We start from the raw sequence: 11,780 nt of genomic DNA, 5'->3' as shown, positions 1-11,780 counted from the left end.
CAACTGAAAAGTAAAGTTGGGCGGTGTAAAACCGCCCTGCAGAGGTGGGCTATTTGGTGAGGTGATGGAGGCTGCGAGCGCGAACCTGGGTCAGTGCGTGAATGACACCGCGCAACTCTGCCAAGCCTTTCATTCGCCCGGCGTAAGAGTAACCGGGATTGATACCAGGCTTGCCAATTTCATCGCCCATTAGATGGCCGTGGTCTGGGCGCATGGCGATTGCAGGGAGTTTGCTACCTTGCTGTTGGCGACGGCTTTCCTCTTCTAAGAGAGCATCTATCAGGCCGACCATATCGTTATCGCCATCCAAATGATCAGACTCATAGAAGGAGCCATCGTCTTCACGTTTAATGTTGCGCAAGTGTACAAAGTAGATGCGCTCGCCAAACTCCTGCGCCATGGAGACCAGATCATTATCGCAGCGTGCACCATAAGAGCCGGCGCAGAGTGTTAAGCCATTCGATGGGCTGGGCACGGCCTTGAGCAAGGCGCGAGCGTCATCGGCGGTAGAGACAACCCGGGGTAATCCGAACAGCGAAAATGGTGGGTCATCCGGGTGGATGCACATACGCACGCCCGCTTCTTCAGCGACGGGGATAATCTCGCGCAGGAAGGCAAACAGGTTGGCGCGCATACCTTCATCGCCCATCTTGATGAAGAGATCGATAGCGGCGCGAATCCCATCTCGATCATAAGAGCCTTCACCACCCGGCAAGCCGGCAATGATATTTTTTTCCAGCAGTGCTTGCTCTTCGCTGCTCATGGCATCAAGGCGAGCTTTGGCTTTGGTGAGTACCTCGGGCTGATAGTCCTGTTCGGCACCGGGGCGCTGTAGGATATAAACATCATAGGCTGCGAAATCGCTCATCTCAAAACGCAGTGCGCGGGCGTTGTTGGGCAGGGTGTAGTTGAGGTTGGTGCGGGTCCAATCGACGACCGGCATAAAGTTGTAGCAAACATCGTAAACACCGGCTGCACCCACATTGCGAATGGACTGCTTGTAGTTGTCGATGTATTGCTGGTAGTTACCAGTGCGGGTCTTGATATCGTTGTGGAGGGGGATGCTTTCGATAACAGCCCATTCAAGCCCTTGATCCTCAATGATTTTTTTGCGTTCTAAAACTTCCTCAAGGGGCCATGCGGCACCTGTGGGGATGTGGTGTAAGGAGGTGACAATGCCGGTTGCGCCTGCTTGTGCAATGCTTTGCAGGCTTACGGTATCTTTGGGGCCGAACCAGCGCCAAGTCTCTTTCATGGTGGTCTCGCTACTAGAGTGGGTTCATCTAAGATTAATGCGACTAGTATACAAGTTGGATAATGCTTGGCCTAGTGGATTTGCCAGATTTTCTCGACAGGGTGCGCTCTGAAGTTCGATTTACTTTCTGGTTTATTATGTCTGTTGTTTGTGATATAAAGCGCGCCTCTTTTTGCTGGGAATAGTCTCAAGCACAAAGAAAATCCGTTTTTAAATGTAATTTACCAACGTCACATATATACCGACACGCAAAACCTGGGTGCCCAATGTTCGTTTTATAGCGTTCATGATGGTTGGTTAGCGGGGTATATAGAGGCCTAACCCAGTAGGAATACTAAAATGCCACAAGTAAGCATGCGCGATATGTTATCTGCAGGTGTCCACTTCGGTCACCAAACCCGTTACTGGAACCCAAAGATGGGCAAATACATCTTCGGTGCGCGTAACAAGATTCACATTATTAACCTTGAGCACACTGTGCCTGCGTTCAACGAAGCTTTGGCTTTGATTCAACAAATGGCCTCTCAAAAGAAAAAGATTCTGTTTGTTGGTACCAAGCGCGCGGCGCAAAAGACCATCAAAGAAGAAGCAATCCGTGCTGGCCAGCCGTTTGTTAGTCATCGCTGGTTGGGTGGTATGCTCACCAACTACAAAACCATCCGCGCATCTATCCGTCGCTTGCAAGAGCTGACTACCCAGAGCGAAGACGGTACTTTTGCCAAATTGACCAAAAAAGAAGCTCTGATGCGCACCCGTGACATGGAGAAGCTTGAGCGTTCAATTGGCGGTATTAAAAACATCGCTGGTTTGCCTGATGCCATGTTTGTAATCGATGTGGATCACGAGCGTATTGCAATTCAGGAAGCCAACAAGTTGGGCATCCCTGTTATCGGTATCGTGGATACCAACAGCAACCCTGAAGGTGTTGACTACGTAATTCCAGGTAACGACGACGCCATTCGCGCGATCAAGTTGTATGTATCTGCAATTGCTGACGCTTGTTTGGATGGTGCTAAATCTGCTTCTGCAGTGCCAAACAAAGATGAATACGTAGCTGCCGAAGGTGCTGCTGAGTAATCTCGCGAAGTAATCAAACGACCATAAAACTCTGTTAGCTTGCATTCAAGCGCAGAGTTGTCGGAAGAGGGGGCTTTGCCCCCTTTTTTCAAATTTGAATTCGAACATTTATTGAGGACACATCCATGACAGCTGTTACTCCTGCTTTGGTAAAAGAACTGCGCGACCGCACTGGTTTGGGCATGATGGAATGTAAAAAAGCGTTGGGCGAAGCCAATGGTGATATTGAGTTGGCCATTGAAAACCTGCGTAAGGTTTCTGGTTTGAAGGCGGCCAAAAAAGAAGGTCGCACGGCGGCAGATGGCGTTGTTGCTGTGAAAGTGGCTCCGGATAACAGCTACGGTGTTGTTATTGAAGTTAACTCTGAGACTGACTTTGTGGCGCGTGATGCTGGCTTCCTGGCTTTCGTGAATAGCGTATTGGATAAGGCATTCACCACCAAGCAAACCGATGTAGCGGTTGTTATGGCGGGTGAGTTGGAGTCTGCGCGTGAAGCTTTGGTGCAAAAAATCGGCGAAAAAATCAGCGTTCGTCGCATTAGTTTGGTTGAAGGTGGTGTTGTTGGTGGTTACCTGCACTTGAACAACCGTATTGCGGTGTTGGTTCAGTTGGAAGGTGGCAATGAAGAGACCGCTAAAGACGTTGCTATGCACGTGGCTGCTGTTAATCCGCAAGTGGTTAGCTCTGACCAAATGCCAGCTGACGTGGTGGAGAAAGAAAAAGAAATCATCCGCGCTCAGCCAGATATGGCTGGCAAGCCAGCTGAAATCGTTGAGAAAATGATTGTTGGTCGTATCAGCAAGTTCCTGAAAGAAGCTAGCTTGGTTGATCAGGCTTTTGTTAAGAATCCTGAGCAAACTATTGCTCAGTTCGCTAAGGCAGCTGGTGCAACTGTTAAGAGCTTTGTGCGTCTGGAAGTGGGCGAGGGTATCGAAGTTGCTGTTGTAGACTTTGCTGCTGAAGTTGCTGCTCAAGTAGCTGCTAGCAAGGCGTAATTCATCGCCTGATAAGGTGCTGGGTGACACGAAAAAGAGGCCGGGTGGCAACACCCGGCCTCTTTTTTTCTGTTACACTGCACCAATTTTTCGGCCCTCCGACAGGTGTGGGCATTCGCGGCTAACTCATTGTTTTGGAGAGCATTTATGTCCAGCCCCAGAGATAAAAAGTACAAGCGTATTTTATTGAAGCTCAGCGGTGAAGAGCTGATGGGTACAGAAGGGTTTGGTATCGATCCTAAAGTGCTCGACAAGATGGCCCTGGAAATTGGCCAGCTGGTCGGCATAGGTGTACAGGTAGGCTTAGTGATTGGTGGTGGCAATCTGTTTCGCGGCGCTGCCTTAAGTGCTGCCGGTCTCGATCGAGTAACGGGCGATCACATGGGTATGCTGGCTACAGTGATGAATGCATTAGCCATGCGCGATGCGCTTGAGCGTTCAAATATATCTTCCCGCGTTATGTCAGCGATTCCAATGAGTGGAGTAGTTGAACACTATGACCGCCGTCGCGCAGTTCGTTTCTTGAATTCGGGCGAAGTCGTTATTTTCTCTGCCGGTACTGGCAATCCCTTTTTTACTACTGATTCTGCTGCCTGTTTGCGCGGTATTGAAGTTGATGCAGATATAGTGCTCAAGGCAACCAAAGTTGATGGCGTCTACTCTGCAGATCCTAAAAAAGATCCGACCGCGACCAAGTATGACCGTCTCTCTTATGACGAGGTGCTCGACAAAAAATTGGGTGTAATGGATTTGACGGCGATTTGTTTGTGCCGCGAGCACGACATGCCGGTGCGCGTATTCCGTATGAATAAAGCAGGTGCGTTGTTGAATATTGTGGTTGGCAGCAACGAAGGTACTTTGATTGAAGAGGATAAATCATGATTAATGATATTAAAAAAGACGCCGAAGCGCGTATGAAAAAAGCGGTTGAAGCATTGTCGAACAACTTCAACAAGATTCGCACTGGCCGTGCACACCCAAGCTTGTTGGATGGTATTACTGTGGATTATTACGGTACGCCTACCCCTTTGAGCCAAGTAGCAAATATCAATATTGACGATGCGCGCACCTTGTCGGTGAGTCCGTGGGAGCGCAATTTAGTCCCTGCCATTGAAAAAGCGATTATGAAATCGGATTTAGGTTTGAATCCATCGACGAACAATGGCCTGATTCGTATTCCTTTGCCGATGTTGACTGAAGAAACACGCAAAAACTTTATCAAGCAGGCGCGTGCCGAGGCCGAGAATGGCCGCGTTGCTGTGCGCAATGTGCGCCGCGATGTATTGGGTGATGTGAAAGCTTTGCTGAAAGACAAGGCGATTGGTGAGGATGATGATCGTCGCGCACAGGATGAAATTCAGAAAATTACCGACAAATACATCGCTGAAGTTGATAAAGCGCTGGCAGCCAAAGAAGTTGATTTGATGGCTGTGTAATCTGCATCATCCGGCAAGTCACTTTCGCAAGGGAGTGGCTTTGCCTCCCGCACTACTACTAGATAATTTCATTAAAAAAACTAAAAACGGGTTGTCGGTGAGAATCCGATGCTGGCCTGTCGCTGGGAGAGTACGCGTGACTGATAATAGTCTTCGCCACGTGGCGATTATTATGGATGGCAATAACCGCTGGGCAAAACAGCGCGGTATGGCGGGAGTTTCTGGCCATAAAGTGGGAGTTGAGCGTATTCGCGATGTTATGGCCGCCTGTCAGGATCAGGGCGTTGAAGTGCTCACCGTATTTGCATTTAGCAGTGAAAATTGGCGCCGCCCACCGCTGGAAGTAGAGGCGCTTATGTCGCTCTTCCATCTCTATTTAAAAAATGAAGCCAAAGCACTTAAGAAAAAAGGGGTTGCCTTGCGTGTCATTGGCAATCGGGAGCGCTTTAGTCCTGCCATTCAAAAAGCTATCGCTGCCGCTGAGGAGCTTACTGCTGGTGGTAAAACAACACTGGTTATCGCCGCTGACTATGGTGGTCGTTGGGATATCGCCCAGGCAGCGCAAAAACTGGCGCAACAGGCAGTTAATGGACAGTTGGATGTGGCATCTATCGATGAGTCGGCATTAGGTGCCCAAACCTGTCTTGCCGAGTTGCCGCCCTTGGATTTGTTGATTCGCACAGGAGGGGAGGTGCGTATTAGCAATTTCCTTCTGTGGCAATGTGCCTATGCAGAACTTTATTTCAGCGACAAGCTTTGGCCTGATTTTGACGGCGATGAGTTAAAGAAAGCGATTGCAAATTTCTACGAACGTCAGCGTCGTTTTGGTATGACCGGCGATCAGATTGAGGCGGGTGCACTTAATGCTTAAGCAGCGGGTAATCACAGCGTTAGTTTTGGCGATAATTTTTATAGTCGCCTTGTTTGGTTTGCCTGCTGGTTATTTTTACTTTTTTGTTGGCGCTATTGTATTGATTGGTGCTTGGGAATGGGCCTGTCTCGCTGGGTTCCCCGCGCGCTGGCAGCGCGCGTTGTACGCACTCTTTATTTTAGTCGTTCTGTTGCTAGCTTCTTTTTATCTGGGGTTTGAGGGCGAGGCTAGTCCCAACCTGAATGCAGATGCCATCCGTGAATTACTGATTGCTGGTTGTATTTGGTGGGCAATCGCACTTTTGCTGGTGCAGGGTTATCCCTCCAGTGCTTTGTTATGGGGGCACAAAATTTTACGCCTGTTGATGGGGTTATTGGTGCTTATTCCCACTTGGGTGGCTTTGGTATATGTACGCCAACAAGAGGCTGGTGCCTGGCTGGTCTTGTTGTTAATGCTCATTGTCGCCATGGCTGATAGTGGCGGTTATTTTGCTGGAAAGCGTTTTGGTAAGCATAAGTTGGCCTCTGCCGTTAGCCCCGGCAAAACCTGGGAAGGCTTTGCCGGGGGATTTATCGCTAATTGTGTTTTGGCTCTGATACTGAGTTTAACTCTGGAGCTAAGCCTGTTGTTGATGTTGGTGATTGTGGTTCCTACCAGTCTGGTTTCTGTGTTGGGCGATCTTTTGGAGAGCATGTTAAAGCGCCATGCCGGCATCAAAGACAGCGGCACCATTTTGCCTGGACACGGTGGCATTCTTGATCGCGTAGATGGTGTCACGGCAGCTGCTCCGGTATTTGCTCTGGCACTGCTTGCAAGCGGCGCTTTTTCTGCGACGGCGGGGCTCTAGGTTATGCAGTTGGCGGTTCAACAGATTACTGTTTTGGGCGCGACCGGCTCTATTGGTGTTAGCACCTTGGATGTTATTGCACGCCACCCGGAGCGCTATAAAGTTTTTGCATTAACGGCAGATCGACGTTGGCAGTTACTCGCTACCCAATGTTTGCAGCATCAGCCGCGTTATGCCGTATTAAATGATGTAGATGCTGCCGCTGAGCTGGCTCGTGAACTGCGTCATCAGGGCTGCAAGACAGAAGTCTTACAGGGGTTGGCAGCGTTGGAGGCGGTTGCTGCCCATGAACAGGTTGATGCAGTTATGGCGGCTATTGTTGGTGCGGCAGGTTTGTTACCAACATTGGCGGCCGTGAAAGCAGGCAAAAAAGTGTTGCTTGCCAATAAAGAAGCATTAGTAATGGCTGGCGGTTTGTTTACCCAAGCCGTTAGTAAAAGTGGGGCGGTATTGTTGCCCATTGATAGTGAGCATAATGCGATCTTTCAGTGCTTGCCAAATCATCGCAGCGATTATCTTGCTGGCGGTCTGGCTTCCAGTGGTGTTCGTAAAATTCTGCTCACCGCCTCTGGTGGCCCCTTCCGTAATACCCCGCTTGGCGATCTACCAAAAGTAACTCCAGAACAGGCCTGCGCTCATCCAAATTGGAGCATGGGGCAAAAAATTTCGGTGGATTCAGCCAGTATGATGAATAAAGGGCTTGAGCTGATTGAGGCCTGTTGGCTTTTCAATGCTCGCCCTCAACAGGTGCAAGTGGTTATCCATCCACAGAGTGTGATTCACTCGATGGTTGAGTATATTGATGGTTCCGTGCTCGCCCAATTGGGCAATCCGGATATGCGTACCCCTATAGCTCATGCCTTGGCTTGGCCGGAGCGTATAGAGTCCGGCGTGACAAGTCTCGATATTATCGCAACGGCGCGCCTTGATTTTAGTGCGCCTGACCTTCAGCGTTTTCCTTGTTTGCGTTTGGCGCAGGATGCTGCCGATGTTTCGGGTACGGCACCTGCACTGTTAAATGCTGCGAATGAAATTGCTGTAGCGGCATTTCTTGCCCGCCAAATTCGCTTTGATCAAATCGCTCAAGTTATAGATCATGTGCTTGCGCGCCTCGCAGTGGTTGAACCAACCAGCTTGGAACAGGTTCAAAATGCAGATGCCGAGGCTCGCGCTTTGGCTAATCAATTGATCAAGAGCTGGTAATGATTAATCCGGGGCAGTGCTTATGTCGTTGATTCAGACAATAATTTCATTCGTTGTCGCCTTGTTGATTCTGGTTTCTATCCATGAGTTTGGGCACTTTTATGTGGCTCGTCGTTGCGGTGTGAAAGTTCTGCGTTTTTCCATTGGTTTTGGCAAAGTACTTTGGTCATGGCGCGATAAGCAGGGCGCAGAGTATGCGTTGGCCGCATTGCCTCTGGGTGGATACGTAAAAATGCTCGATGAGCGCGAAGCGCCAGTATCGGCGGAAGAGCGTTCCATGGCGTTTAATAATAAAAGTGTCTGGCAGCGCATCGCTATTGTTGCGGCAGGCCCTGGGGCTAACTTTCTGTTGGCCATACTCTTGTTTTGGGTGCTTTTGCTGCAAGGTCAGCGCGATTTAATTCCCCAAATTGGGGCTGTAGAGCGCGGTTCAATCGCCGAGCAGGCAGGGCTTGAAGCAGGCCAGGAGATTATTGCTATCGATAATATTCCCACGCCCACGTGGCAGGCTCTCAACAAGGCGCTGCTCAATCGGTTGGGGGAAACAGGATCTATTCGTTTCAAGGTGGCTTACCCTGACTCGCACTTTACTTATGAGTCCGAAGGGCGTTTGGTTGATTGGCTGAGGGATTCAGCGGATCCCGATCCGGTTGCAGGTTTGGGAATTACGCTGTATCTGCCCAAAATTACTCCAATTGTTGGCGAAGTAGTGGCTGGGGGGGTAGCTGAGGCTGCGGGTTTTCTGCCGGGTGATAAGCTGATTTCTGCCGATGATATTGTTATTGATGATTGGCAGTTATGGGTGGATTACGTCCGGCGTCATCCTGGTAAGACAATTTCCGTCGTGATTGAGCGCGATACCAGAGAGCTGGCGCTTCAGCTTGTTCCTGAATCAATCAATGAGTCAGGTGCAGTTGTTGGGCGGGTCGGGCTGGGTGCTCGGGCGGGCTCAATTCCTGAGTCGATGATTCGCTCTTATGAGTATTCCGTGTTCGGTGCATTTGTTGCCGGAGTGAATAAAACCTGGGAAACCTCAGGCTTTGTACTTTTATCAGTCAAAAAATTGATTCTTGGCGAAATTTCCACGAAAAACTTGAGTGGACCGATAACCATTGCTAAGGTGGCGGGCTCTTCAGCCGAGAGCGGTTTGAGGAGTTTTATTGGTTTTGTCGCTCTGCTGAGTGTATTCCTCGCGGTATTTAACCTTTTACCTATCCCAGTATTGGATGGCGGCCACTTATTTTATTACTTTATTGAAGTAATTAAGGGAAAACCGGTGTCCGACAGAGTGCAGATGCTGGGGTATCAGGTTGGACTCTTCTTGGTCATCAGTCTAAGCGTGCTAGCGCTGTATAACGACATCATGCGGCTTTAATCTGGCAGTGTGCCGGGCCGTAACCAACATTCATTTACGATTAGAACAGATTCTATGATGCGAGTTTCAATGCGAGTTTTTGGCTGTTTTCTGGCACTCTTTTTGTCATGCACTGTTTATGCACAGACCTTCCGTGTAAGTGATATCCGTGTGGAGGGGTTGCAGCGTGTGTCTGCAGGCTCTGTCTTCAGTGTACTGCCGATTCGTGTGGGTGATGTACTGACTCAAGCCGATATTCAAAGTGCAACTCGTGAGTTATTCAAGGTTGGCTACTTCTCGGATGTAGAGATCAAGCGCGATGGCGATGTGCTGGTGTTGGTGATTAAAGAGCGTCCCGCAATCAATAAAATTGAGCTTAAAGGTAACAAGGCCATCAAAACTGAAAATTTGATGGATAGCCTTAAGGATAACAACCTCTCCGAAGGACAAATTTTTCAACGCGCTACGCTCGAAGGAATTACACAAGCATTGCAGCGCGAGTATGTGAACCAAGGTCGCTATGGCGCCAGCGTGAACATTGAAATTGAAGATATGCCGCGTAATCAAGTTAAGGTGCTGGTAAATATCGACGAAGGCAGCCCCTCGCGTATCAAACAAATCAATATCGTGGGTAATCATAGTTACAGTGAAGAAGATCTGATTGATCTGTTTGAATTAAAAACCACTGGTATGTGGTCGTGGATATCGGGTAACGATAAATACAATAAAGAAAAATTAAAGGGCGATTTGGAGCGATTGGAGTCGTGGTATTTGGATCGCGGATATCTCAACTTTAAAATTGATTCATCACAAATTTCGTTGAGCACCGACAAGGCCAAAATTTTTATTACTGTAAATATAACCGAAGGCGATATTTACAGAGTGAGCGGTATTGATCTCGCTGGTGATCCTGCTATTGATGAAAACATTATTCGCAGCATGATTCTGGTCAAGAAAGATCAGATATTCTCTCAAATTCTAATGACGACTTCGGAAGAGTATGTAACCAAACGTTTGGGTAATGAGGGCTACACCTTTGCCAAAGTTGAAGGTATGCCGGAGCGAAATGATGCGGATAAAACGGTAAAAATCACGTTTTTTATAGAGCCTGGTAAGCGCGCCTACGTTAATCGTATTAACTTCCGTGGCAACACAAAAACTGTTGATGAAGTATTGCGCCGTGAAATGCGGCAGATGGAAGGTGGCTCCGCAAACTCCGCGCAAATCGAGCACTCAAAAGTGCGTCTGGAGCGGTTGGGCTTCTTTAAAGAGGTAAAGGTAGAGAATAAAGAAGTTCCAGGAACGTCCGACCAGATTGATGTTGAATACACTGTCGAAGAACAGCCGTCCGGTAGTATGGGACTGCAGGTAGGTTATGCTCAATATTCAGGTTTATTGTTCTCCGCCAGTATTCAGCAAAACAACTGGTTCGGTACGGGTAAACAAGTTGGCTTCAGTTTTAGCCATAACCGCTATCAAACTGCGTACAACTTTAATTACAACGACCCTTATTTTACACCTGATGGCGTAAGTCGTGGTTTGAGTTTGTATTACACAAAAAGTGATTACGGTTCATACAACATTACTCCCTACAGCACTAACGTTTATGGCGGTAAGATCAATTTCGGTTACCCCATTTCTGATATCGAGCGCATCGGTTTCGACATAGGTTTGCGTAGCCTGGAAGTGGAGCCTACCAGCTATTCATCGCAAGAAATTATTCGTAGTCCTATTTGGAATCCTAACTTGGGTTATATAACGCAAGATGAAAACTACGAACTTATGGTGCGTGAGCAATTGGGTTTGGATTACCCAACGGGTAGTTTTGAAATTAAGTCAGTTGATGAAAGTATGTTGGGTACACCCGGCTTTCTGGATGTTTATGGCGATACATTTAACGATGCTCAAGTTAGTATGTATTGGCTGAGGTCTACGCTTAACCGAGGTATTCTTGCTAACCGTGGTGCCTCGCAGCAACTGGGCGTGGAAGTCTCTTTACCGGGCGGTGATTTGCAATATTACAAAGTTAATTACACCGGCCAGATATTCCAACCCCTGACTAGATCCCTTACCTTACGTCTGCATACCCGTATTGGTTATGCCGCTGCTTATGGTGATCTGGATGAGTTGCCGTTCTTTGAACATTATTACGCTGGTGGGTTTGGTTCGGTGCGTGGTTTCGAGCGCAATACGCTTGGTCCCCGTAGTACTTTTATCCGCGAGGCTATAGTCGCGAATACTGTATGGGATGATTTAAACGGTGACGGTATAGCTCAAGCTAATGAGCAAGGTGCTCCTGCATATGTTCTTTGCAGCGACCCCGATGCCGGCAACTACGTTGCCAATGTGGCATGTGATGAGGGTATTTTGTTATCAAATGCCAATAATAATAATCTGGTCGGCAGGACTCGTGGAGCTTTCGGTGGCAATGTTTTAATTCAAGGCGGTGCGGAAATACTTTTCCCGCTTCCATTTATTAAAGATCAACGCTCACTGCAAACTACGTTCTTTGTTGATGCAGGAAATGTGTTTGATACTCATTGTGGTGCGACACAACTCAACTGCTATGATGTGGATCTTGACCACATTAATGCCTCCGTAGGTCTTGGTTTAACTTGGATTTCAGGATTTGGCCCAATGACATTCAGTATTGCGGAGCCATTTAAGGAAAATGATTATGATCGTACAGAAGTGTTCCAGTTTTCATTGGGACAAACGTTTTAATAATAATTGTTTGGGCTA

10 protein-coding genes are annotated in these 11,780 nt (G+C 48.2%); 9 read left to right on the top strand and 1 reads right to left on the bottom strand.

What is annotated here, in order from left to right:
* Positions 1 to 49: 49 nt before the first annotated feature.
* Positions 50 to 1,255, bottom strand: coding sequence for a mannonate dehydratase (uxuA, locus tag NNX04_RS08040; protein WP_261948075.1), 1,206 nt, complete (start codon positions 1,253 to 1,255; stop codon positions 50 to 52).
* A gap of 339 nt (positions 1,256 to 1,594) precedes the next feature.
* Here uxuA and rpsB point away from each other — a divergent pair, with 339 nt between their 5' ends.
* The 9 genes from rpsB to bamA all read left to right on the top strand — a co-directional run bounded on the left by rpsB (position 1,595) and on the right by bamA (position 11,762).
* Entirely contained in the window at positions 1,595 to 2,332 is a 738-nt protein-coding gene (rpsB, locus tag NNX04_RS08035; RefSeq protein WP_040392294.1) for a 30S ribosomal protein S2, read from the top strand.
* A 125-nt stretch (positions 2,333 to 2,457) separates the two neighbouring features.
* Positions 2,458 to 3,327 (top strand): translation elongation factor Ts, encoded by an 870-nt coding sequence (gene tsf, locus NNX04_RS08030; protein ID WP_007642987.1) that lies wholly within the window; start codon positions 2,458 to 2,460, stop codon positions 3,325 to 3,327.
* A 147-nt stretch (positions 3,328 to 3,474) separates the two neighbouring features.
* A complete protein-coding gene (pyrH, locus tag NNX04_RS08025; RefSeq protein WP_040392292.1) occupies positions 3,475 to 4,209 on the top strand; it encodes a UMP kinase in 735 nt (244 codons plus the stop codon).
* Complete coding sequence (frr, locus tag NNX04_RS08020; RefSeq protein ID WP_007642982.1) at positions 4,206 to 4,763, top strand: ribosome recycling factor; 558 nt, start codon at positions 4,206 to 4,208, stop codon at positions 4,761 to 4,763. Before pyrH ends, frr begins: the two co-directional genes overlap by 4 nt.
* A gap of 172 nt (positions 4,764 to 4,935) precedes the next feature.
* Positions 4,936 to 5,634 carry a polyprenyl diphosphate synthase gene (gene uppS, locus NNX04_RS08015; protein ID WP_050977056.1) on the top strand — a complete coding sequence of 233 codons (699 nt, stop codon included), beginning with the start codon at positions 4,936 to 4,938 and terminating at the stop codon, positions 5,632 to 5,634.
* Entirely contained in the window at positions 5,627 to 6,481 is an 855-nt protein-coding gene (locus NNX04_RS08010; protein ID WP_261948074.1) for a phosphatidate cytidylyltransferase, read from the top strand. Before uppS ends, NNX04_RS08010 begins: the two co-directional genes overlap by 8 nt.
* Before the next feature lie 3 nt (positions 6,482 to 6,484).
* The gene (gene ispC, locus NNX04_RS08005; RefSeq protein WP_007642976.1) at positions 6,485 to 7,684 is read left to right on the top strand and encodes a 1-deoxy-D-xylulose-5-phosphate reductoisomerase; all 1,200 of its coding nucleotides are present in this window, start codon (positions 6,485 to 6,487) and stop codon (positions 7,682 to 7,684) included.
* 22 nt (positions 7,685 to 7,706) lie between these two features.
* Positions 7,707 to 9,059, top strand: a complete 1,353-nt coding sequence (rseP, locus tag NNX04_RS08000; protein ID WP_261948073.1) for an RIP metalloprotease RseP — start codon at positions 7,707 to 7,709, stop codon at positions 9,057 to 9,059.
* Between the two features lie 69 nt (positions 9,060 to 9,128).
* The gene (gene bamA / locus NNX04_RS07995; protein WP_151059393.1) at positions 9,129 to 11,762 is read left to right on the top strand and encodes an outer membrane protein assembly factor BamA; all 2,634 of its coding nucleotides are present in this window, start codon (positions 9,129 to 9,131) and stop codon (positions 11,760 to 11,762) included.
* The last annotated feature ends 18 nt before the right edge of the window (positions 11,763 to 11,780 follow it).

It is taken from the genome of Cellvibrio sp. QJXJ (assembly GCF_024452345.1).
In the GTDB taxonomy this organism is placed as follows: domain Bacteria; phylum Pseudomonadota; class Gammaproteobacteria; order Pseudomonadales; family Cellvibrionaceae; genus Cellvibrio.
This window is presented reverse-complemented; position numbering and strand designations above follow the sequence as displayed.